The following is a 23,472-nucleotide window of genomic DNA, read 5'->3' on the forward strand; positions in this document are numbered from 1 at the left end:
CTTTGTTAGCAATTGACTTAAATCAATATCGATTGCAAAAAATCGCTTCTTAATTAGCGAAGAAAACGAATGGCTAGCGGATAGCCCTTACAGCAGCCGTTTTTGGCATTGATAGCAGCCAGCACTGTAAACACGGCTGAGCTGATAAATAAGAGCGCTAAAAACGGAATGCTCAGGAATGGCATAAACCAGAACAGCGCAAATACCGTGAAGCCATAGATCATCACGCTGATAAGCCAATTAAAAATTAATTTCCCGTGCTGATTAACAAATTCGTGGTCACGCTTTAACAGCCACATCACGAAGGGTGCAAGCCAGCCAATAAACGGAATAATGATGGCCGCAAACTGAGATAAGTGCATTAGCATAGCGTAAGTGGGTAGGTCTTCACTCAGGCGTTGCAGTTCAGAAATTGCTGATGACGGTTGAATATTCTCTTCTTGCATTTGGATTTTCCCTGTCCATATTCGGTTAATAAAAGTTAAAGCGCAGAAATCTGCGGCAAATAAGGCTTCCCTTCGTGGTACTCTGCTTTTACATTAGTTAACGATAAAATTAACAACGATCTGGCAGGGCAACACCATGAGACTACTCAAATATCTTAACCTCTCTGTAGCAGCTGCATTGACGGCTACTTCAGTTAATGCAGAGACACTAGCGGGAGAGGCCGCTATGTTAAGCGAGGCAAACTATAGCAACAGTTCGGTCACTGTGGAGCAGGTATTAGGCTACCCGATCGGTACGAAAATCACCTCTCCTGAAGCAATGAGTCAATATTTTGAGGCGTTAGCCGAAGCTTTCCCGAATCAGGTCAAGTTATTAGATTATGGCTCCAGCTGGGAAGGCCGCCCGCTTTACTATGCGGTGATTTCCAGTGCCGATAATCTGGCAGACTTTGATCAGTTTATGGCGAATATGCAGGCTTTGGCAGACCCGCGCAAAACCAGTGACAGCCAGGCTCAGCAACTAATTGAGGAAACTCCTGCCAGCATCTGGTTATCTTATGGTGTCCACGGTAACGAAATATCGTCTCCGGAAGCGGCTATGATGACGGCCTACCACTTACTGCATGACCAGCGAGAAGAAACTAAAGCGTGGCTGGACAATACAGTCGTTTTTGTTGACCCGTTGCAAAACCCTGACGGGCGCGCTCGTTTTGTGCAGCGCTATTATATGACCGTGGGTCTTGAGCACTCTGCTGATCGGCGCAGTGCTGAGCATAATGAACCCTGGCCGAGCGGCCGCACCAATCATTATATGTTTGATATGAACCGCGACTGGATTGCACTGACTCAGCCTGAGATTAAAGGCCAGGTTGATGCGCTGCTGAACTATTATCCGTTGGTTTTTGTCGATTTACATGAGATGGGCGGTGACTCAACCTATTATTTCACCCCTGAAGCCCGCCCTTATAACCCACTGATTACGGATCCGCAGCGGGAAACGCTGGAATGGATTGGCCGTAATAATGGTCAGTGGTTTGATGAAAAAGGCTTTGATTACTTCACCCGCGAAATTTTCGATGCTTTTTACCCGGGTTATGGCGCCAGCTGGCCGCTGTATCATGGTTCGGTTGCAATGACTTACGAAATGGCCTCGGCCCGTGGACATCGCTTTGAACGTAAAGATGGCAGTATTTTAACCTACGCTGATGGTGTGCAGCAGCACTTTGTCGCCTCGTTATCGACGATTGAAACCGTGTCGGACAAGCGTTCGCAATTATTGCGAAAATTCTGGGATTATCGCAGCAGCGCGGTCTTAGCAGGCCAGAATGACAGCCAGCGCTTACTCATCCTGCCCGGTCAAGAAGATCCTGCGGCGACTCGCAAGCTGGCGTCTTTACTGGTAGAGCAAGGTGTTGAGGTTAAGCAGGCTGAGCAAGAGTTCAGTGCCTGCGGCACAGCTTATCCGCAAGGCAGTTTCCTGATTGACAAGGCCCAGCCGGGCTACCGCATGATCCGCACGTTAATGGATGAGCAGGTGGATATGGCAGCGGACTTTCTGGAAGAGCAGGACCAGCGGCGTAAAAATAACCTACCGGACCAAATTTATGATGTAACTGGCTGGTCCTTACCTCTTATGTTCAACGTCGCAATGGACACCTGTGATGAGGTTGCCGAGGTTAAAACCGCTAACGTCAGTGAAGGACGTATCGAGCCCGGAACTGTAGAAAACCCCGATGCTAGTGTCGCATTTTTGGTTCGCGGAGGGGACATGAATGCCGGCCGCTTTATCACGGCGGCCCTGCGCGAAGGGCTGCAGGTTAAACAAAGTGGCTTAGACTTTACTCATGATACAGCGGGGCGCTACCCTGGCGGTTCTCTGATCCTGACTAAGGCAGACAACAAGCAACCCGGCTTTGTTGAACAGTTGCAGCGTTTAGCCAAACAAACAGGCGCTACATTGCAGGGTGTCGACAGCAGTTGGATAACCGATGGCCCGAGCTTTGGCTCGCATAATGTCCACTCCCTGTTTGCGCCAAATATTGCGATGGCCTGGGATGTCCCGGCCAGCCCTTACAGTGCCGGACATACGCGCTTTGTCATCGAACGGCAGATGGGTTACCCGGTGACTGCTGTCAGAACCATGCAATTAGTGGCTGATGGACTGGATGGCTTTGATGTCTTCATTTTGCCGGAAAGTTCGGGCTATGACCGTTACTTTACCGAGGATACGGTAGCTAAATTAAAGCGTTGGGTAGCCGATGGCGGTGTCTTGGTTACGCTTGGTAACGCATCGGCCTGGGCTGTTGAAGCGGGCCTGCTGAAAACGCAGCTGGAGCGTTCAATACCTGAGTCGGGGGTGGAAGAGCCGAGCGACGAAACCCGTATCGACGGAAAATCAATTGCCTCCCATGAGCAGCTTTTAACCGAGGTAAAAGCGCATGGCAAAAATCCTGACTGGGTTTCCGGCGCTTTGGTGAACGCTGAGGTTGATGCCGACCACTGGTTAAGCGCGGGCGTAAAGTCCGAGTTGGTCAGTTTATACCGGGGTAACAATATTTTTGCACCCATTGATATTAACCACGGCCGCAATATCGCCTGGTTTGCTGATCAGGATGAACTGATTGCCAGCGGGTTTTTATGGCAGGACGCGCAGCAACAGCTACCTTATAAACCATTACTTATCTGGCAACCAGAAGCTAAAGGGATGATCATTAGCTTTACTCAGGAGCCGACATACCGTGCCTACATGGATGGCTTAAATACGGTGTTAATGAACGCCTTATTCCTGGCGCCGGCTACGACTCGATAAACAGTCAACATAGGGTAGTTAATGGAAGACCTGGCTCGGGATGAAAAGCATCCCAATTTATCCAATGACGGGCGGCATACAACAGAGGATGTTGTTTCCGCCTTTACCCGAAAAGTAGCTAACCGCACTTATTGGGGTACTTTTTTTATCGTCCTGCCGCTAGCTGTGGTACAGGCTTATGCAGACCATTGGCTAATGGCTGCCTGGCTGTCGGCGTTTTGTGTTTACTCGCTTATGCTGGCTTTGTTTTCGCGTCACCAGGGCCTGCGGAATTATCACATATTAGCTTTTGTCACTATGCTGGCACTGGCTACTGCCTATTCGACTTATCTTAATGGGGTCAACGGCTTTTTATGGGGTTTTCCCGTGATGGCTTCCATCGTTTTTTTGTTAAAACGAAAATTGGCCATTTACTGTGCGTTGGCATTTTTTATCCTAATTAGTCTGGCGGTCCTCAATGCGATGCCGGCAAGTATTGCCTGGCGCGGTATTTTATCGTTGGCAGCGATGTTCGTTTTTACGGTCACTCTGTTGGTGTTACTGGAGCGAATGCAACGCAGCTTTACTAAACTGGCGACCACGGATACGCTGACTGGGCTATATAACCGAAAACGCCTGAAAACTGAGCTTGAACAAGTTGTAGCCTTGTTTCAGCGCAATAAAGCGCCGGTTTCTGTGATAATTTGTGACATTGACTGGTTTAAACCGCTGAATGACCAACACGGGCACCTGCAAGGTGATCGCTTACTGACCCAGGCTGCTGCAACGATAAAAGCCTCTGTTCGGCAAACGGATAAAGTGTTTCGGGTGGGCGGCGAAGAATTTCTGGTTCTGCTGGCTGATACTGATTTGCAGGGTGCCTATAGCGCAGCCGAAAAAGTCAGGCAAAAATTTGCTCGACAACTGTTTAAACTTAAGGGCACTGAGGTTTCGATGACGCTGTCGGCGGGGGTGGCTCAGTTAACGCAAGACGACCACTGGACTGACTGGCTTGAACGCGCTGACAAGCGCTTGTATCTGGCCAAAGAAAATGGGCGGAATCGGGTGGTTATTGATTAATTGAAGGGGTACGCATGGCACAATTTGGAATTATTGGTCTTGGTCGGTTTGGCGCCCGGACGTCATTAGAATTACTGGACCTGGGTCATGATGTGATCGGCGTCGACTTTAACGAACGCCGCGTGGATGAATTAGCGGATTATCTGACCCATGCTGCTATTGCCGATGTTACCGACGAAAAAGCGCTGCGGGAACTGAGTCTCGAGGAATGCGAAGTGGTGCTGGTAGCGATTGGTGAGGACCTGGAAGCCAGCCTGTTGTGTGTGCTGCACCTAAAAAGCATTGGTATTAAAAACATCTGGGCCAAAGCCACCTCTAAAGAACACCATCAAATTTTATCCCGGCTGGGTGTTAAACGCATTATCCACCCGGAAGAGGAAATGGGCATTAGGGTCGCGCAATCGCTGAATTACCCAATGGTTAATGAATATATGTCGCTGGGGCACAACTGGTACTGTGTCGAAATTGACGTTGCTGATCATTTAAAAGATAAACAGCTGGCGGATCTTATGCCGGAAAAGCTGGAACACTTCCATTTACTGTTGTTAAAACGGCGTGATGAAGTCACCACTAATCCGTCATCTTCTGTCACTTTACAGGGTAACGAAACTCTGGTTTTGGCCGGCAGTCTGCAAGCACTAAAATCAATCGCTCCGAAACTGAGGTAATGGCATGAAGCCATGGCTCTCCAGTGTTAATAAGTTTTACCGTTTACGAAAAAAACTCGCTCGCAGGCGCCAGACTAAGCTGAGTCCACCGCTGATTCTATCCGCAGGCTTTGCCGGCCTAATCCTGCTAGGGACTTTATTGCTGAAGTTGCCCTTTGCAACAGAGCAGTCAATTACCTGGCTGGAAAGCCTGTTTACGGCAGCCTCAGCGGTTACGGTGACCGGGCTGGTGGTGGTGGATACCGGCGCTACGTTTTCCGGTTTTGGTATTAGTGTGATTACCTTGCTCATTCAGGCGGGCGGACTGGGCTTTATGACCTTTGCGGTGCTGGCCGCCTTATCTTTGCGCGGGCATCTGGGTATCCGGCAGCAAATGTTGGCCAGCGAGGATATGCAGGAAACCAGCCTTATGTCGATAAAACGCACTGCGCTGGCGGTGGTGTTGCTGGCGCTGCTTGCCGAAGGCATTGCGGTTATTGCTATGACCCTTTACTGGCTGACTGATAAAGGCCTTACAGCCGCCTTCCTCGAAGCGATATTTTATGCGGTTTCTGCGTTTAATAGTGCGGGCTTTGTGTTGAGCCCCAATGGTCTGGTCGATTACCAGCAACAACGCTTTATCACCTTACTGATCAGTGTGTTATTTGTCATTGGCGGGCTCGGCTTTTCAGTTATCAATAATATTTACGAACAACGCCGCTGGTACCGCCTGTCGGTTTACACTAAGGCAATTATTATTGCGACGATTGCGATTAATATCATTGCAATGACGGTGCTATGGCTGTTAGAAATGAATAACCCGGCAACCCTGGCCGGAATGCCCTGGTATGATCAGGCGATTAATGCCTGGTTTCAGGCAACCACACCGCGTTCGGCAGGGTTTAATACCCTGGATACCGGCGCTATGACCGAATCCAGTGCGGTTTTTACCTTTTTATTGATGTTTATTGGCGGTGGTTCAATGAGCACCGCTGGCGGCATCAAACTCGGCACCTTTATTATCCTATTGGTTGCCACCTATGCATTTTTACGTCGTCGTGACGAGGTGACTTTATTCGACCGCACCATACCACAAGATCTGGTGATGAAAGCACTGGCTGTTACTGTGGTCTATCTGGGGTTAATTTTTTGCGGTATATTTGCGCTCATGATTCTAAACAATCTGCCGTTTATAGATATAGCATTTGAAGTTTTGTCTGCCTCGGCGACGGTTGGCCTGTCTCGGGGAGTAACGGCAGAAATCAGCGACGGTAGTCAGCTGATTTTAGTGTTCTTGATGTACGCAGGCCGGCTGGGGCCCCTGACTCTGGGTTATTTTGTAGCAACACCGAAAAAACGCCATGTGCGTTATCCTAAAACCGACATCCAGGTTGGCTAATAACGATAAAAAAGAGATGCCTAAATTATGTTGAAGTCTTTACGTTTTACTCACAAAGTCATTATTGCTGCATCACTCATTTTAGTACTGGTGCTGGGGATTTTTACTCTAACCAACTTTTATCAAATGTCCTCCCAGATCCGTACTGACCTGCAGGCGCAGATGCAGGCACTATCGGGTTCGGTATCAAATAATATTTCGCAGTGGCTGAATGACCGGATGCGTATTATCCGTGCCACGGCAACCGCTTATGACCGTAACGACAGCACCGCTGATGCGATTGAAAAGGTGCAGCAATCAAAGGCAGCGGGCGACTTTAAAAACGTTTATTACGGGCTGGTTGACGGCACCTTTATTCTTGATGACACGTCTATCGAGCTGCCCGCTGACTACGATGCGCGCAGTCGCCCCTGGTACCAACTGGCGATTAGTGAAGATAGTGCGACCTACACCAAGCCCTATATAGATGTCACCACTAACGAACTGACCATTTCCGCCGTGGTTCCGGTAAAAGAAAACGGCCAGCTGCTGGGTGTCGCCGGTGGCGATATGATGCTGGACACTATTTCTGCCATTGTAAACGACATTGACTTTATGGGACTGGGCTACGCTTTTTTAGTGGATCAGGAAGGAAGCATTCTGAGTCACCCCGATACCGATCGCGTCGATTCTTCAATTCAGCAATATTTGGGTCAGCAGGCCAGTATTTCCGATCGCTTTCAGTCCTACGAAATAGCCGGTAAGGACAACCTGGTTTCCTTTAAAAAGGTTGAAGGAATTGCTGGCGTTGACTGGTACCTTGGCGTTGCGATAGATGAACAAAAAGCCTATTCGGATGTGGCAGCCTTTGCCTGGTCTGCCTTAGTTTACCTTATTGTCGGTATTCTGGCGGTTGTTATGTTACTCAGCTGGCTGCTGAGAATTTTACTGGCACCGCTGCGGCACCTGATTGGTGCGGTTACTGACATGGCCAGAGGTGAGGGCGACCTGACTCAGCGGTTGCCGGTAGAAAGCCATGACGAATTTGGCATTCTGTCTCATCGAATGAACGAATTTATCGAGAAAATTCAATCAGCTATCAGAGATGTAAAGGTGGCTTCCGGGCAGCTGGAAAAAAATGTCCGGGCAATGGCACGGGCCAATGAAGACTCGCTCAGCGTTGGCAATGAGCAGGCCTCGCGGACCAGTGCCGTAGCGACAGCTGTCAACGAGTTAGGCGCCAGTGCCAACGATATCGCCGGCAGTGCCTCTGAGGCCTCGAAAAATGCCTCCTCAGCTAATGCGAAGTCTACTCAGGCACGTGAGGCGCTACAGACGAATATGGAGCAAATACAACAGTTGTCACGGCGTATGCAGGAATCGGCCGGCGCAATCACTGAACTCGACGAAAATACGCAAAGTATCGGGCATATTCTGGAAGTGATTAAGGGCATTACTGAACAAACTAATTTACTGGCCTTAAACGCCGCTATCGAGGCGGCCCGTGCGGGAGAGGCCGGCCGCGGCTTTGCTGTGGTCGCTGATGAAGTGCGTAATCTGGCGCAACGCACGGCAGACTCGGCGGGTGAAATTGAAACCATGATTGAGCGCGTTAATCAGGGCACCCGGAATGTGGTTAAGGTAATGAACGAAAGTCAGGCCACCAGCGACCAATCGGTGGAATCCGCTGAAGCTTCATCAACTCATATGGCCGAAATTGATGGTCTTATCAGCCAGATTGATGACGTCAATCACTCAGTCGCCTCAGCAACTGAGCAACAAAATTCAGTCATTAAATCTCTGGATGAAGATATTATTCAGATTAACGAGCTGAACGAGCGAAATCAGGAAAACTTAAGCAAAACTCATGAAGCCTGCGAGGAATTAGAGCGCGAGTTTGATCGTTTAGAGTCGTTAGTCAGTAAGTTTAAACTGAATTAGTCAGTTAAGGAGAGAACAATGAAAACCACATTAGCCGCCAGCGCCATCGTATTGGCCGGTATGTTTATGATGACCACGAACGCTGTCAGCGCGCAAGAAATGGAACGAACGGAGTCATCTGAAGGGGCGCGGGCTTATATCATTTCTCCTCAGGACGGTGAAGTTGTCGGGCCTAAGGTCAAAGTAAAGTTTGGTCTGTCCGGTATGGGTGTAGCACCGGCCGGTATTGACATGGCAGGTACAGGCCATCATCACTTGTTAATCGACCAGGATGAGATGCCGGCAATGGATCAGCCAATGGGTGGTGAAATCATTCATTTTGGTGGCGGACAGACCGAAACGACCATTAGCCTGGAGCCTGGTGAGCACACCTTGCAACTGGTTCTGGGCGATAAGAATCACGTCCCTCATGATCCGGTGGTGATGTCTGAAAAAATTACCATCACGGTCTCAGAAGACTAGTCGAGATCGAGTTCTAACTGTTGCTGTTGCTGGGGATCGGGCAAACTAACGCTGATTCCCAGCAGTCTTACCCCTTTATCCTGTCCCCGTTGCCAGGCTTCCTCCAGTAATTGATAAAAGAGGCTGGGTGATACTCGCTGGCTGGCACGCGAAACGGTAGTCTGAGTAAAATCCGAAAATTTTAGTTTCACCGTCTGGGTGCGGATTGGCTGTTCCTGCCAGTGTGCTATTCCCAGCCGTTTTTTCAGCTTTGTTAACAATTGCTGCTGGCAGTAATCCTGTGCGGTCGCTAACCGGGTGATATCAGCACTTAAGGTTTGTTCTACGCCGACACTTTTGCGTATCCGGTGGGTAACCAGGGGGCGATTATCAATACCCCGGCAGCGCTGGTGCAAAATGTACCCGGCTTTATCGCCAATAATTTGCTGCAGCCATTTAAGCTCAGTTTGTTGTACGTCTGCCCCCCGCAGTAAACCATGTTCGGCCAGTAGCTTTTGGCTTTTTGGACCCACGCCCGGGATACGTTTAAGTTCAAGCTGGGCAATATAGTCAAACACCTGTTCCGGAGTGACCAGAAACTGGCCGTTGGGCTTATTCTCATCACTGGCTATCTTAGCGACCATTTTTTGGCAGGAAATACCGGCTGAGCCGGTGATACCCAGCTGTTCAATTTTCTTTCGCAGTGCTTGCATGGTTAAAGATGCGCTGCCTTTAAATAATTGGTTTTCGCTTAAATCCAGATAAAACTCATCAATAGAAGCAGGCTCAATAATATCAGTGACTTCGCTCAGCAGCGCCAGCACTTGCTTTGACATTTCCCGGTAACGGCCTTGTTCCGGCTTAACAAAAATCAGCTGGGGACAGAGTCGCCGCGCCTGACTGCCCGGCATCGCACTTTTCACCCCATAACGGCGGGCCAGGTAATTGGCGGTGGCGACTACGCCTCGGTCGCCGCCGCCACCGACCGCAAATGGCTTATGTTGTAAGCTGGGATCACGCAAAACTTCGACGGATGCAAAAAAGGCATCCAGATCCAATAAAGCAATTTTACGCGTAACATCAGTCAAGTGTTTATCCTGCACGAATTTGAGGTTATAATTAAGCCACAAACTGGGTATGACATCACCAGCCACTTAGGAGAAACCAGTGAAACGTATTCAATCTTTCGTATCAAAAGGCTTTTTTGCTTCTGTTGCGGCGTTATTTGCAGTCACGGTTAGTGCCGCATCAGTACAGGACGCAATGACCAGAGAAGCGATAGAAAAACGTATCAAGCCTATCGGTCAGCATTATGTGGCTGGAGAGAGCAGTGATCAACAGGCATCTGCGGATGGTCCCCGCTCGGGCGAAGACATTTATAACACCTACTGCTCTGCATGTCATACGTCCGGTGTGATGGGATCACCGAAGATCAATAATGCTGCTGACTGGGAGCCACGTTTAGAACAAGGCATGGAGACCGTGCTGCGGCATGCGGTCGAAGGCTACAATGCGATGCCACCCAAAGGAACCTGCTCAGACTGCTCTGAAGACGAAATTCAGGCGGCAATCGATTATATGATTGCTGATATTTAAGCGGACTTTCTGGTTCAGTTGCTCAAAGCCACCTAAGGGTGGCTTTTTTATTTTTCGAAACGGAGAGCAAGAAAACAAGACTCTGCAGTTGCATCTTTCAAACATGCGTTTATACTACTTTTTTGTTAAAAAAAATAACATAACATTCGATAGCTGTTTATTAGTTAACCTATTCATTGTTTGAGGAAGCACAGAGTGTGACCAACAGAGCATCAAAGCCAGCCGTAAAACAATTAGAGGAAGAAAACCTCAAATTGCAAAAAGTCGTGCATCGACTAAAACAGCTTACCTATCAGTACCGCTCGGCTGAAGTTATCCAGAACGCACTCTTCCGTATTTCCGAATTAGCTGCACAGGCGCAGCAAATGGATAACTTTTATCAGTCCGTACATGAAATTATTGGCGAGCTGATGTTCGCAAAGAATTTCTACATCTGTCTTTATGACGACCAAAAAGCACTGGTTAACTTTGTTTACTTTGTTGACCAAGTCGATAAAGACATTTTGTTTGAGCAGCTGCCGATAAAGACGCTGGCAAATGGCTTAACGGGTTATGTGTTGCGCACGGGGGATGCTTTACTGTGTCCACCAACCACTTATCAGCAGTTGATTCGCGATGGCGAAGTGCAGGAGCTGGGTGCTGCCCATAACGACTGGCTGGGTGTGCCACTGAAAAGTCAGGATAAAACCATTGGTGTGATGGTTGTGCAAAGCTATGACGATGAGCACAACTACACCGAAAAAGATAAAGATCTGCTGGTGTTTGTTTCACAACATGTGGTTACTGCGCTAGAGCGCCTGCAGCAACGCGATCTGATGCAGCGCGAAATTGCTCACCAAACTGCAGAGCTGCGCCATGTCAATGACAGCCTGGTTAAAGAGATTAGCGTACGCGAGAAGGCGGAACAGCAGACAGCGGTACTGTTTGCGATATCCGAGCTGACCAATACCTCGGATAACATGACCGTATTTTATAAAAGTCTGCACCAGCAGATTGCTAACTTGTTACAAGCCGAAAACTTCTATGTCGCTTTATTGTCTTCCGATAAAAAGCACTTATATTTTCCTTACTATCAGGATGAAACTGGCCAAAAAGGCGAGCGTCGGCGCCTGGGCCGGGGCTTAACCGAATACGTTATCCGTAATCAGCAGCCGGCGTTCATCAACCTGACACGTCGCCAACAGCTGATTGAGTCGGGAGAAATCAGGCCGGCACCGGGACAAGAAAAAATTGAAAAACAGTGGCTCGGCTCACCACTAATACTTAAAGGTGAAGTGCTTGGGGTGATTGCTGTGCAAAGCTACGGTAGCGATTTTCTTTATCAGGCCGATGATCTGGAGCTACTGAACTTTGTTTCTCAGCACGTTGCTGTTGCCATAGACCGTAAGCGTTCGGCGGAAGAGATTCGGCGGGTCAATCAGTTTTTAGAGAAAAAGGTTACCGAGCGCACCGAGGAGTTGGTTTCGGAAATTGAGCGGCGTAAAAAAATCGAGGCCCAGCTTTTCCACGATGCTCATCACGATAATTTAACAGGTCTGCCCAACCGCGCCTTGTTCACGGAACGGCTGCATCAGGCTGTAGCGCATAAAAGACGCCACCCGGAACACCATTTTGCGGTGCTATTTTTAGATTTAGATCGTTTTAAAAACATTAACGATACCCTGGGCCACTCGGTTGGTGACCAGTTTCTGCTGGAAGTCAGCAAACGACTTAATGAGTGCATACGTGATAATGATATGGTCGCCCGCCTGGGCGGCGATGAATTTGTAGTGCTGCTGGATACAATGAGCTCTGCCGAAGATGCAAAAGATGTGGCAAAACGCATGATAAGTTGTCTTGCTGAGCCCTTTCATCTTAACGGGCAGGATCATTTTTCGGGCGCTAGTGTCGGTATTGTGCTCTGTCGCGATGCTGAAGAGTCTGTTGAGCGGCTATTACGTGATGCGGATGCTGCCATGTATCAGGCTAAAGTGCAGGGGCGCGGCCGGTATATAGTTTTTGACCAGCAAATGCATCAGGATTTAGTCAAATCCGTGCGACTGGAAAAAGCCCTGCGCCAAGCGGACATCGAAACCGATTTTCAGTTAAGCAGCGAAAATATCATTGATTTCGCGTCAGACCAGCGCATCGGTTGTGAGGCCCGGTTACAGTGGCACGATGGCCAGCGGCAATTAATGGCGGATGAGTTTATGCCAGTCGCTGAAAAAATTGGCCGCGTGATAGCCCTCGATCAGTTTCTGCTGCGCGGCTGTTGCCAACAGATAAAGCAAACTAGTGGCAATCAGGCTGTTACTATGCACCTGAAGATATCAGCCCGCCATCTTACCAAAAACAGTTACGTAAATGCCTTAATCGAAGAGGTTGAAGCGCAGCAGGTGTCACCCGGCTCGCTGGCGCTGGAATTTACAGAAACATCATTAAGCCTTAACGAACTTCGCTGCCTGGCAAGTTTAAGACGCCTGGCCGAAGTGGGCTTTATGTTGGTGATAAGCGAGTTTGGTGCGGGTATAGGCCCACTGCAGTTTCTGCACAGCTACCCGTTTGATATCGTTAAACTGGATCATGACTTTGTGGCGGCTCTTGCCCATGATAAGCGTGCCAGAACACTGTTAAAGCATATTGCTCATTTGTGTGCCGAGCTAAATATTGAGCTGTACGCGACCGGTATCGACAGCGAAATCATCTTCGCTCAAGTGCGCAACCTCGGGGTTCATGTCGGCCAGGGTCGCTTTGTAACTGACCACCAGCAGCATCTTATTTCTTCAGTGCATTTTTGAGCATTTCCAGTCCGCGGCTGCGTTGCTGCTCGCGATCTTCTTCGGACTTCGCCGCCTGTTGCTGCTCCCATTCAAGGTCATCCTGCGGCAACTCGTGTAAAAAGCGGCTGGCCTGAGGGTTGATGACTTCACCGTACTGACGCCGTTCTCGGGCCATGGTAAAAAATAATTGATGCTGTGCCCGGGTAATACCGACGTAGGCAAGGCGTCGTTCTTCTTCCACATCGTTCAAATCTATACTGCTTTGATGAGGAAGTAAGCCTTCTTCCATACCGACTAAGAATACCTGCGGAAACTCAAGTCCTTTAGAGGCGTGCAGCGTCATTAACTGAACCTGATCAAAGTTGTCTTCGTCCTCGTTGCGAGACATCATGTCGCGCAAACACAGCCGGCTAACCACTTGTTCCAGCGTCATTGGTTCTTGTTCGGCAGAGCCGGCCAGCATATCAGACACCCAGTGGTGTAATTCATGAATATTTTTAATCCGCATCTCAGCAGCTTTAGCGCTGGGGCTTTGTTCAAATAGCCAGTCTTCATAAGCGATATCATGCAGCAGTTGCCTGACGGCCTCTTGGGCATGGGGCTGATGGTCGGCTTCTCTGGCCAGGCGGCTCATCATCTCAACAAACTGATCAACGGCGTTAAAAACTTTCGGGCTCAGCAGGGTTTTTACGTGAGGCGACTGTGCAGCCTCAAAAAGACTGCTGTTTAGCTGCTTTGATAATTCGCCAATCCGTTCGATGGTTTGCGGTCCTATGCCCCGCTTAGGCAGGTTAATCACGCGTAAAAAAGCCGTATCGTCGGCAGGGTTAACCAACAGTCTTAAATAGGCCATGATATCTTTAACTTCGGCACGGGCAAAAAACGACTGCCCGCCGGTTATTTTGTAGGGTATGCGGTTGTTCATCAGCGCCTTTTCGAACAGGCGGGCCTGATGGTTGCCGCGGTACAAAATAGCAAAGTCATGGTAAGGGGTCTTTTTTAAAAAACGTTGTTTAACGATTTCTGCAATGACGCGCTCCGCCTCATGTTCCTCGTTACGGCCGTAGATGACGCGCATGGGGACACCATACTGCATATCAGAAAAAAGCTTTTTTTCAAACACATGGGGATTATTTTCAATCAGGATGTTAGCGGCTTTTAAAATTCGCCCATGGGAACGGTAGTTTTGTTCCAGCTTAACGACTTTCAGGTCGCTAAAGTCTTTCTGTAGTAACGCCAGGTTCTGTGGCTGTGCGCCGCGCCAGGAGTAAATTGACTGGTCATCATCGCCTACTACCGTAAAGCGGCCGCGCTCGCCGACCAGCAACTTAACTAGCTGGTACTGGCTGGTGTTGGTGTCCTGATACTCATCAACCAGCAGGTACTGAAACTTAGTTTGCCAGCGTTTCAGTGCCAGTGGATTAGTGCTTAACAGTAGTGTCGGTAAGCGGATCAGATCATCGAAGTCGACCGCATTACAGGCAACCAGATTACGTTGATAGGCCTGGTAAACCTGGGCAAATGCGACTTGCTTTTCGTTGGCTGCTCGTTGCGCGGCCAGCTCCGGTGTCAACATATCGTTTTTCCAGTGACCAATCTGCCAGACGCAGTCCTGAATCAGTTGTTTATCGCCGTCCCAGTCGTCTTCAGTGAGTGCTTTTATCAGTGCAAAGCTATCCTGATCATCAAACAGCGAAAAGCCGCTTTTTAGACCCAGTGCGCCAAGCTCGCGGCGGATAATATTCAGCCCCAGTGTATGAAACGTCGATACCGTTAAGCCCCGGCTATGTTGTTTGCCCATGGTCTGCGTCACCCGTTCACGCATTTCGCGGGCCGCTTTATTGGTAAAGGTAACGGCACCGATTTGACGTGGCCTGTATATTTTTTCTTTAATTAAGTAGGCAATTTTTTCGGTAATGACGCGGGTTTTTCCGCTTCCGGCACCGGCGAGTACCAGGCAGGGGCCTTGAATATAGTGAACTGCTTGTCGCTGACGTTCGTTTAACATTAAAAGACCCTGCAAGGAGTGGTAAGCTAGTAGCGGTGACAATTTTACCTAAAGGATATCATTATGGACAACAAGACGATTGAGAATATTGCAAAGCAAATTACGGACAGCATGCCGTCCGGCGTTAAAGATATGGCTGATAACGTCGAACAGCGTGTTAAGCAAAACCTGCAAACTCAGTTAGCCAAGCTGGATTTAGTGACCCGTGAAGAAATGGATGTGCAGCAAAAAATGCTGTTGCGTTTGCGCGAACGGGTTGAGTTATTAGAACAGCAACTGGCTGCAGCAGAGCAGGCAAAAGACAAGGAATAAATCATTCATGGTCCAGTGGATTAGTGGCAAAGTGGTAGAAAATTACCGCTGGAGTGAATCAGTTTTTAGTTTACGGGTTATTGCCGAGCCTTTTCATTTTAAAGCAGGTCAATTTGTTCGTCTGGGCTTAACCGATGGTACAGAACAGCTTCTGCGGGCATATTCCCTGGCCAGTGCGCCGGGCGATACAGTGTTAGATTTTATTATTGCCAAAGTTAATGCGGGCGAGTTGAGCCCACGTCTGGCGAAGTTACAGCCGGGTGATGCGGTTAATATCACTCAGCCGGCGAGCGGCTTTTTTACTCTGGATGAAGTACCCGATGGTGATAATTTATGGATGCTGGCTACCGGCACCGGCATCGGCCCTTTTATCTCAATGCTGCGAACCGATAAGCCCTGGCAACGTTTCCAGCGAATTAACCTGGTGCATGGTGTACGTCATGCCGCTGATCTGGTTTACCAACAACAAATTCAGCAATGGCAACAGCAACACCCCGGCCAGTTAGGTTATCAACCGGTGATCACGCGAGAAACCATACCGGGCTCGCTGCAACGGCGGATCCCTCAGTTGATTGCCGACGGGCAACTGGAAACCGCGCTGGATTGCCATCTTAGCGATTGCAGTCAGGTGATGTTGTGCGGTAATCCCGACATGATTGCAGAAAGCCGGACGGTATTGGCGAGCAGAGGTTTAGCTAAAAATACCCGCCGTAAACCCGGTAACGTCACAGCCGAGAATTACTGGTAAAAGGCAGAAGTCGTACAGCAAAAAACGATACACCTGATACGGTAAGCCAGGCAACTGAAACTATACTGACGGTTTTTTACAGGATCTCAGTATGGCGTTAGCAACGGTTTATACCCGGGCTAGTCTTGGCGTTGACGCGCCGGAAATTCGGGTCGAGGTGGACTTAGCGCGTGGTTTGCCCGGCTTTGCGGTGGTGGGGCTGCCAACAGCCACTATCCGCGAGGCTAAAGATCGCGTTAAGGCGGCGTTAATGAATGCCGGCCTTGAGTTTCCGCCGGCCACCAAAATCACGGTAAACCTATCGCCGGCTGACCTGCCGAAACACGGGGCCCGTTACGAGTTGGCCATCGCCGTTGGCATTTTGGTGGCGTCAGGGCAAATACCACAACAGGCCACCAAAGACTGCGAGTTTTATGGCGAATTAGCGCTAAACGGTGAGTTGTTACCGGTAGCAGGGTTAGTGCCGGCGCTGTTGGCTTGCCGCGCAGCGAAAAGAAGCGCCTTTGTTCCGTTGAAAAACGAGACCGAGGCCAGCCTTATCAGCCAGCAAACCAGTTACCTGGTAACCGATCTGGTCAGTATTTTCGAGCATTTGCACCAGCATAATGAACTGCGCAAGGCGCAGCCGCAAAGCCTCCGGCAAAAGCCACCGGAACACGATGGCGATATCACTGATGTACTGGGACAGCAGCAGGCTAAAAGGGCCCTTCTGCTGGCGGCTGCAGGGCGTCATCATATTCTTTTTGTTGGTCCGCCGGGTACCGGTAAAACCATGCTGGCGCAACGGCTTATGGGGTTAATGCCGCCCTTAACCGAAACGCAGGCACTGGAGTTGGCGGCAATTCACTCGGTAGCAGGGCTTAGCGGACGCAAGGGCTGGCGTCGGCGGGATTTTCGCAGTCCGCATCACTCCTGTTCAGCAGCGGCTTTAGTCGGTGGAGGTTCACCTCCCAAGCCGGGCGAGATCAGTCTTGCTCATCAGTCGATTCTGTTCCTTGATGAGCTACCGGAGTTTTCGCGGCACGTACTGGATTCACTCCGTGAACCGCTGGAAAGCGGTCAGGTTACTATCAGCCGCGCAGCTCATCAGGTAAGCTTCCCGGCGGCCTTCCAACTGGTCTGTGCACTTAACCCATCGCCCTGTGGACAGTTTGATGGTTCTCTGGCCAGCTGCCGTTCGACGCCCGATCAGATCTTAAATTATTTAAACCGCCTTTCGGGTCCTTTGCTTGATCGTATTGATATTCAGGTTTCTGTACCGCGCGAAACCGAGAGCCTGCGCCTAATCTCAAAAGCTCGGCTAAACGAGCAGCAACCCAACAGTGAAAGCTTACGGGATAAGGTTGCTGCCGCCCATCAGTGCCAGTATCAGCGGCAGGGCTGTTTAAACAGCGATCTGAAGGCTAATTTGCTGTTGGGTATTTGCCAGTTAAGTGAGACAGACCACGAATTTCTGATTAAGGCCATTGAAACACTTAAACTGTCTCACCGGGCATATCACCGGACGCTTCGGCTGGCCCGAACCATTGCCGACCTCGACCAGCAGCCGGCAGTACAAAAAAGCCATTTAGCCGAGGCAATGGGCTACCGGGCGCTTGATCGATTGATACAGCAGGTTCAGTCATTATAAGTAGATTGTCGTAAAAAGGCCTGCCAATGATAAACAAAGTGATTCAAATGCTCAGCGGTGGCGTCCAGATGCGTCACCAGGCGTAAGGTCTGACTCGCGGGTATTTTGATATCATGATCAGCCATATACTGCTGCAAAGCTGCGGCCATCGGTTGGTTCGGAAGGGTAACGTACAGCATATTGGTCGGCGTTGCGGAGACCTGGATGTCATGGTCCAGGCTTAATTCAGTTAGCTGATCTACCAGCCAGCGTGCGTTGTCATGATCCTGAGCTAAGCGCTGGTAGTTATGGGTTAAAGCGTAATCAATCGCAGCCGCGATAATACCAGCCTGGCGCATACCACCACCGACCATTTTCCGCCAACGGCGGGCGCGGCTGATAAATTCGTGACTGCCGGCAAGTAGGGAGCCTACCGGCGCCCCCAGTCCTTTTGAACAGCATAAAGAAACACTGTCAAAGGGTGCTGCCAGTTCTGCCATTGTGTTACCGGAGGCTACCGCTGCATTGGCTAAGCGGGCGCCGTCCAGATGCATGGCCAGGGCGTTTCGGTCAGCGATTTGGCGAGCTTGTTGAAAATAAGATAAGTCGATTACCTGTCCTGCATGGGTATTTTCAAAAGCCAGTAAACGGGTAATCGGGAAGTGTGGGTCATCGACTTTAATGCGGCGCTGCAAAAGTTCCAGATCCAGTGTGGCGTCCGCCTTAACTTCCAGCGGCTGTGGCACAATGCCGCCGAGTACCGCAGCGCCGCCGGCTTCATAACGGTAGGTATGGTATTCCTGGCCGACAATGTATTCTTCGCCATTACGGCAGTGGCTGAGTAAACCACACAAATTACTTTGGGTACCTGACGCACACAGCAGGGCTGCTTCTTTATCAAGTAACCGGGCAACTTTTTTTTCCAGGGCGATAATACTGGGATCTTCTCCGTAGACATCATCACCAACCGGCGCCTGTGCCATGGCCTTGCGCATCTCCTCAGAAGGCTGAGTTACCGTATCACTTCGTAAATCCAGACGGGTCACATTTTTTCTCCATTCGGCCAGCGGGTTGTTAAGTCAGCAAAGTATAGCGATAATGCTAATAATTCAATCAGACCCTCAAGCAAAAAGCGAACGATTATGAAAATTTTTAATAATGTTCTGGAAATGGTGGGCAATACGCCTATGGTCCGTGTCAACAACCTGGATACCGGTCCCTGTGAGTTGTATTTAAAGCTGGAGCTGCAAAATCCGGGGGGTTCTATTAAAGACCGCATTGCAGTTGAGATGATCGATGCCGCCGAGCGGGAAGGCAAACTAAAGCCGGGCGACACAATTATCGAGGCAACTGCAGGTAATACCGGATTAGGCCTGGCTTTAGTGGCAGCCAGCAAAGGTTACCCCCTGAAAATTGTGATGCCCGATAAAATGAGTCAGGAAAAAGTCAATAACCTGCGGGCTATGGGTGCCGAAGTGGTGCAGACCCGTTCTGATGTGCAAAAGGGTCACCCGGAATATTATCAGGATATGGCAGCCCGGATGGCAGCAGAAAACGGCTGGTACTACGTTAATCAGTTTGAAAATAAGGCTAATGTGGACGCTCACTACAAAACCACCGGGCCGGAAATCTTGCAGCAAATGCAGGGTGACCTGGATGCCTTTGTCTGCGGTGTTGGTTCAGGCGGGACTCTGACCGGCGTCGGGCGCTATTTTCGCGAACAGAATGCTCAGGTTGAAATGGTTCTGGCCGACCCGGCCGGCTCTATTTTAGAGCCGTTAGTTAATCGCGGCGAAAAAGTCGAAGCGGGTAGCTGGCTGGCCGAGGGCATAGGTGAAGATTTCGTACCGACAATTTGCGATCTGGATTTAGCAACTCAGGCTTACGCGATCAGTGATAAAGAAGGTATGCAAACCGCACGCGAAGTGCTGCAGGCGGAAGGTGTCATGGTAGGGTCTTCCAGTGGCACATTGATTGCCGGTGCTCTGCGCTTTTGCCGTGATCAGACTGAAAAGAAGCGGGTTGTTACCTTAGCCTGCGATACCGGTAACCGATACTTATCCAAGTTGTTTAACGATGACTGGATGCGTGACAATAATTTGCTGTAACAGAGGCTAATCATGGCGAATAATAAATCGATGAAGTTTGCAACTAAAGCAATTCACGGCGGACAGGCACCTGAGCCCGTAACAGGCGCGGTTATGCCGCCTATCTTTACCAGCTCTACCTATGCTCAGGAGAGCCCTGGAGAACATAAGGGGTTTGAGTATTCACGCTCGCACAACCCGACTCGTTTTGCCTGGGAGCGGGCGGTTGCCAGCCTGGAGAGTGGTCAGCAAGGCCTGGCATTTGCGTCAGGGATGGCAGCAACGTCTACTATTTTAGAGTTGCTGGACAGCGGTGATCATGTGGTTGCTATGGACGACCTTTATGGCGGCAGCTTCCGCTTGTTTGATAAAGTACGCGGCCGCTCAGCTGGGCTGAAGTTCTCTTATGTGGACTTAGCGGACATTAATCAGGTTGAACAGTCAATCACCCCACAAACGCGTATGATTTGGGTCGAAACACCCAGCAACCCAATGCTAAAACTGGTCGATATCGAAGCTATCGTTAAGCTGGCTAAAGCCAGTAACCCGGATATTATCGTTGTCGTAGATAATACGTTTGCCACGCCGTTTAATCAGCGTCCAATTGAGATGGGCGCTGATATCGTCATGCACTCAGCGACCAAGTACCTTAATGGCCATTCTGACATGGTAGGCGGAATTGCGGTTGTCGGGGATAATCCGGACTTGGTCGAGCGCATGCTGTTTTTGCAAAATTCGGTTGGTGCGATAGCCGGCCCCTTTGACTCTTACCTTGCCTTACGTGGGGTTAAAACTCTCGCTTTGCGGATGCGCCACCACAATGAGGCGGCGCTTGAGCTGGCACGGTGGCTGGAACAACACCCCAAAGTTGAAAAAGTGATTTACCCCGGGCTGCAAAGCCACCCACAACATGAACTGGCTAAACGTCAGATGCAGGGCTTTGGCGGCATGATCTCAATTCTGCTGAAAGGCGACCTTGAGGCGGCAAGAAAGTTTCTTGAAAATGTACAGGTGTTTGCATTAGCCGAAAGCCTGGGTGGTATTGAATCTTTGATTGAACACCCGGCCATCATGACCCATGCGTCGGTACCCAAAGAGAACCGTGAAAAGCTGGGTATCCTCGATAACTTTGTACGTATTTCGGTTGGTATTGAAGATTTAGACGATCTAAAAGCCGATCTGGATCAGAGCTTAGCGGCATTTTAATCGCTGAGGTCGATTAACATCGATTGTAAAAACCGAAAAAGCCGGCTAAAAAGCTGGCTTTTTCTTTTTCAAATCAATAGCTTAACTAAAGTTTTACAGTGCTGTCATAATTCAGTAGGCTTATGTTGTCGGCAATAAGCTGATACAAAATACATAACAAATTAATAAACTGAAACAGACAGAAGGAAAGACACTATGCTATTGAGCCTACTGGTACTACAGGGACTCGTAGCTGCGTTGTTGTTCTACGGATTGGTAGGACAGTATCAGCAAAAACCACTTTGGAATCTGTTAGCAGTATTAACGGCCGGTTTTATTCCGCCGTTAAATTGGATTATGTTGATGACTGCCATCGGTGTCAGAATGTGGAAACGTTCGCCTCAGACTTCGGCATCAAGCTCAACTTCAGCTACCCATTTAAGCCATTAATCAGAAGGGGACGATGATGACAGCGGTACGTCCTTTCCATCTTGCCATAGCCGTCAGCTCGCTGGACAATGCCCGCCGCTTTTACGGTGATATTCTGGGTCTTGAACAAGGTCGCAGCAGTGACCACTGGATCGACTGGAATTTTTTTGGACACCAGTTTGTAACTCATTTAGCGCCCGAAATAGCCGGTGTTAAAAATCACAATGGCGTTGATGGCCACAGTGTTCCAGTGCCCCATTTCGGTGTCGTATTGTTGCGCGATGACTGGCAACAATTAGCCGATAAGGTTAAGGCAGCAGGTATAGAATTTGTAATTGAGCCTTACATCCGCTTTGCCGGTCAGCCGGGAGAGCAGGGTACCATGTTCTTTCACGATTTTTGCGGCAATGCGTTAGAGTTTAAAACCTTTAACAGCGATGCTGATATTTTTGCGACTTAGGTTGTGGATACTTTTCAGAGAATTCGCCAGCTAGACTGGCCTCAGCAGGCGCTGCTGGCACTCTATTTGTGTGAACGCATGCTGCCGAACTATCAGTTCTTTCATCAGATTACGGCTTTTGGAGATAGCAAACCCCTGCGTGGAGCGTTAAATGCCTGCTGGGATCAATGGCTGTCGCCCACCCCGGGTAAAGTGAACTATGCCCGCTGGCAAGATAAAGTTGATGAGGTTACGCCCAGCGAATACGGACATGATTTGCTGGGTGTCTATCCGGCGATGGATGCCTGTACAGCAATCAGTAGCCTGCTGCAGGGCATGATGGACAAGGAAAGCCAACATTTGGTCGATGTCGCAAAAGTTTCTCAGGCCAGTGTATTTAAGTTTATCGAGCTGAACGATGCGGAACAGGTTGCGCCAGAGCAGTTGCAGCAGCACGTTCAGGAGCATGAGCTTTATCAGTATGAACTTGCGATGCAACAGGCGATGATTGATTTTCTGGCATCGCAGGCTCAGGTTTCCCCGGCTTTAGTTAAACAGGTTCGTCAAATGGTAAAAGACGAGGGCATATCAAACTTAGGTCTCGAACTGGAAGATCTTACTTAGCATCTTTTACGGCCTGCTCGTTGGTGCGTTTAAAAATGGCCAGCCAGGCAAACACCCCGAATGCTAAAATTTGCCAGCTATCACCCCGGCGCCACAGCATCTGTGGCTTCATCATGGCGACAAATAAACCCAACAGTAACAGATGCATAATGACCATGACCGCCAGTAGTAAGGCAACTAAGCCATAAGTTTGTTGACCCAAATCACCAAACAAGCCTGCCAGTGCACTAAACAATGCCAGCCAGATGAGCACGAATACCAGTTTGCCGATTACAATGATTGCCGTCATAAGTTGTTAATCCGTTGAAGTAAAAGGAAACGCACAGCGCCGTGCTGTTTATCTTTAATGATACGCCAGTCAGCCTGTAAGTCGAGCCTGGCTTGTTGTTCGACCTCCAGGTAGACCAGACTTTGTGAGGTAAGTGCTGCAGAGGTTGCTAGTTTTGCCAATGTTTTCAAAGCCAGCTGCTGATGAAATGGCGGATCAATAAAAACGATATCGGCTGGGGCTGGTAACGCGGAATGATTGTCCAGCACGGTTAACGCATCACCCTGAATAAGGTCAATATTGTCAGCCTTTAACCGCTTGATGTTGTCGGCCAACTGCTTAGCAGCCTGTTGATCCTGTTCGATAAAAAGCACTTTCTGAGCGCCCCGTGAAGCTGCTTCAAAGCCCAGGCTGCCACTGCCGGCAAAGAGATCCAGCACCTTAGCATTGTGAATATCAAACTGCAGCCAGTTAAACACCGTTTCCCGAATGCGGCTGGTGGTTGGCCTGAGTCCCTGATGGTCAATAACAGGCAGCTTTGTGCCGCGCCATTGACCGGCAATAATACGTAATTGGCCAGCGCTTTTATTCAAACCTCTATCCTTAATCAAAAGTGCTTCATCGTCAGTAATGAAAGAGCGTGATAAACTAAGGTATAGTTTACTCATTAGTGACCATCAGTTCCAA

Annotated in this window: 21 protein-coding genes; 15 read left to right on the plus strand and 6 right to left on the minus strand. The window is 49.5% G+C overall.

Annotation, left to right across the window (positions count from 1 at the left end; translation table 11 throughout):
- Positions 1 to 53: 53 nt before the first annotated feature.
- Complete coding sequence (locus LG288_RS00825) at positions 54 to 446, minus strand: DUF4870 domain-containing protein (protein WP_404401085.1); 393 nt, start codon at positions 444 to 446, stop codon at positions 54 to 56.
- A 136-nt stretch (positions 447 to 582) separates the two neighbouring features.
- Between LG288_RS00825 and LG288_RS00830 the strand changes: the two genes are divergently transcribed.
- From LG288_RS00830 to LG288_RS00855, 6 genes are read left to right on the plus strand one after another with little or no spacing between them, the layout of a single operon-like run.
- Positions 583 to 3,255 carry a M14 family zinc carboxypeptidase gene (locus LG288_RS00830; protein WP_404401087.1) on the plus strand — a complete coding sequence of 891 codons (2,673 nt, stop codon included), beginning with the start codon at positions 583 to 585 and terminating at the stop codon, positions 3,253 to 3,255.
- 21 nt (positions 3,256 to 3,276) lie between these two features.
- Positions 3,277 to 4,314 carry a GGDEF domain-containing protein gene (locus LG288_RS00835; protein WP_404401089.1) on the plus strand — a complete coding sequence of 346 codons (1,038 nt, stop codon included), beginning with the start codon at positions 3,277 to 3,279 and terminating at the stop codon, positions 4,312 to 4,314.
- A 14-nt stretch (positions 4,315 to 4,328) separates the two neighbouring features.
- Complete coding sequence (locus LG288_RS00840; RefSeq protein WP_404401091.1) at positions 4,329 to 4,982, plus strand: potassium channel family protein; 654 nt, start codon at positions 4,329 to 4,331, stop codon at positions 4,980 to 4,982.
- A 4-nt stretch (positions 4,983 to 4,986) separates the two neighbouring features.
- On the plus strand, positions 4,987 to 6,360 hold the full coding sequence (locus tag LG288_RS00845) for a TrkH family potassium uptake protein (RefSeq protein WP_404401093.1): 1,374 nt from the start codon (positions 4,987 to 4,989) through the stop codon (positions 6,358 to 6,360).
- A 27-nt stretch (positions 6,361 to 6,387) separates the two neighbouring features.
- Positions 6,388 to 8,280, plus strand: a complete 1,893-nt coding sequence (locus tag LG288_RS00850) for a methyl-accepting chemotaxis protein (protein ID WP_404401095.1) — start codon at positions 6,388 to 6,390, stop codon at positions 8,278 to 8,280.
- 18 nt (positions 8,281 to 8,298) lie between these two features.
- Positions 8,299 to 8,742 (plus strand): DUF4399 domain-containing protein, encoded by a 444-nt coding sequence (locus tag LG288_RS00855; RefSeq protein ID WP_404401097.1) that lies wholly within the window; start codon positions 8,299 to 8,301, stop codon positions 8,740 to 8,742.
- Here the strand turns inward: LG288_RS00855 and dinB are convergent.
- Entirely contained in the window at positions 8,739 to 9,809 is a 1,071-nt protein-coding gene (gene dinB / locus LG288_RS00860) for a DNA polymerase IV (protein WP_404401099.1), read from the minus strand. The two genes, LG288_RS00855 and dinB, sit on opposite strands and share 4 nt — an antisense overlap.
- A gap of 79 nt (positions 9,810 to 9,888) precedes the next feature.
- Between dinB and LG288_RS00865 the strand changes: the two genes are divergently transcribed.
- Together LG288_RS00865 and LG288_RS00870 are read left to right on the plus strand one after the other, a co-directional pair.
- Complete coding sequence (locus LG288_RS00865; protein WP_404401101.1) at positions 9,889 to 10,317, plus strand: c-type cytochrome; 429 nt, start codon at positions 9,889 to 9,891, stop codon at positions 10,315 to 10,317.
- 197 nt (positions 10,318 to 10,514) lie between these two features.
- The gene (locus LG288_RS00870) at positions 10,515 to 13,094 is read left to right on the plus strand and encodes a diguanylate cyclase domain-containing protein (RefSeq protein ID WP_404401103.1); all 2,580 of its coding nucleotides are present in this window, start codon (positions 10,515 to 10,517) and stop codon (positions 13,092 to 13,094) included.
- Here LG288_RS00870 and rep read toward each other — a convergent pair.
- A complete protein-coding gene (gene rep / locus LG288_RS00875) occupies positions 13,072 to 15,084 on the minus strand; it encodes a DNA helicase Rep (protein ID WP_404401105.1) in 2,013 nt (670 codons plus the stop codon). The two genes, LG288_RS00870 and rep, sit on opposite strands and share 23 nt — an antisense overlap.
- 63 nt (positions 15,085 to 15,147) lie before the next feature.
- On the opposite strand from rep, the gene LG288_RS00880 reads away from it, so the two are divergent.
- The 3 genes from LG288_RS00880 to LG288_RS00890 all read left to right on the plus strand — a co-directional run bounded on the left by LG288_RS00880 (position 15,148) and on the right by LG288_RS00890 (position 17,774).
- On the plus strand, positions 15,148 to 15,396 hold the full coding sequence (locus LG288_RS00880) for an accessory factor UbiK family protein (protein ID WP_404401107.1): 249 nt from the start codon (positions 15,148 to 15,150) through the stop codon (positions 15,394 to 15,396).
- A gap of 7 nt (positions 15,397 to 15,403) precedes the next feature.
- Entirely contained in the window at positions 15,404 to 16,144 is a 741-nt protein-coding gene (locus LG288_RS00885; protein WP_404401109.1) for a ferredoxin--NADP reductase, read from the plus strand.
- Between the two features lie 91 nt (positions 16,145 to 16,235).
- Complete coding sequence (locus tag LG288_RS00890) at positions 16,236 to 17,774, plus strand: YifB family Mg chelatase-like AAA ATPase (protein WP_404401111.1); 1,539 nt, start codon at positions 16,236 to 16,238, stop codon at positions 17,772 to 17,774.
- Here the strand turns inward: LG288_RS00890 and ltaE are convergent.
- Entirely contained in the window at positions 17,762 to 18,748 is a 987-nt protein-coding gene (gene ltaE / locus LG288_RS00895; RefSeq protein ID WP_404403111.1) for a low-specificity L-threonine aldolase, read from the minus strand. The genes LG288_RS00890 and ltaE overlap by 13 nt on opposite strands.
- Before the next feature lie 147 nt (positions 18,749 to 18,895).
- Here ltaE and LG288_RS00900 point away from each other — a divergent pair, with 147 nt between their 5' ends.
- From LG288_RS00900 to LG288_RS00915, 4 genes are all read left to right on the plus strand, one after another.
- Positions 18,896 to 19,861: a PLP-dependent cysteine synthase family protein gene (locus LG288_RS00900; RefSeq protein ID WP_404401113.1), complete on the plus strand. Its 966-nt coding sequence runs from the start codon at positions 18,896 to 18,898 to the stop codon at positions 19,859 to 19,861.
- Between the two features lie 12 nt (positions 19,862 to 19,873).
- On the plus strand, positions 19,874 to 21,046 hold the full coding sequence (locus tag LG288_RS00905) for a cystathionine gamma-synthase (protein ID WP_404401115.1): 1,173 nt from the start codon (positions 19,874 to 19,876) through the stop codon (positions 21,044 to 21,046).
- A gap of 445 nt (positions 21,047 to 21,491) precedes the next feature.
- Positions 21,492 to 21,914 (plus strand): VOC family protein, encoded by a 423-nt coding sequence (locus tag LG288_RS00910; RefSeq protein ID WP_404403113.1) that lies wholly within the window; start codon positions 21,492 to 21,494, stop codon positions 21,912 to 21,914.
- Positions 21,915 to 21,917: 3 nt separating this feature from the next.
- On the plus strand, positions 21,918 to 22,517 hold the full coding sequence (locus LG288_RS00915; protein WP_404401117.1) for a YjaG family protein: 600 nt from the start codon (positions 21,918 to 21,920) through the stop codon (positions 22,515 to 22,517).
- Here the strand turns inward: LG288_RS00915 and LG288_RS00920 are convergent.
- Both LG288_RS00920 and rsmD read right to left on the minus strand, forming a co-directional pair.
- Complete coding sequence (locus tag LG288_RS00920; RefSeq protein ID WP_404401119.1) at positions 22,510 to 22,806, minus strand: DUF1145 domain-containing protein; 297 nt, start codon at positions 22,804 to 22,806, stop codon at positions 22,510 to 22,512. The two genes, LG288_RS00915 and LG288_RS00920, sit on opposite strands and share 8 nt — an antisense overlap.
- Positions 22,803 to 23,378 carry a 16S rRNA (guanine(966)-N(2))-methyltransferase RsmD gene (gene rsmD, locus LG288_RS00925; RefSeq protein ID WP_404401121.1) on the minus strand — a complete coding sequence of 192 codons (576 nt, stop codon included), beginning with the start codon at positions 23,376 to 23,378 and terminating at the stop codon, positions 22,803 to 22,805. The genes LG288_RS00920 and rsmD overlap by 4 nt, the downstream gene beginning before the upstream one ends.
- Between the last annotated feature and the right edge of the window lie 94 nt (positions 23,379 to 23,472).

The sequence above is a fragment of the Idiomarina seosinensis genome (assembly GCF_044797955.1).
GTDB lineage: Bacteria > Pseudomonadota > Gammaproteobacteria > Enterobacterales > Alteromonadaceae > Idiomarina > Idiomarina seosinensis_A.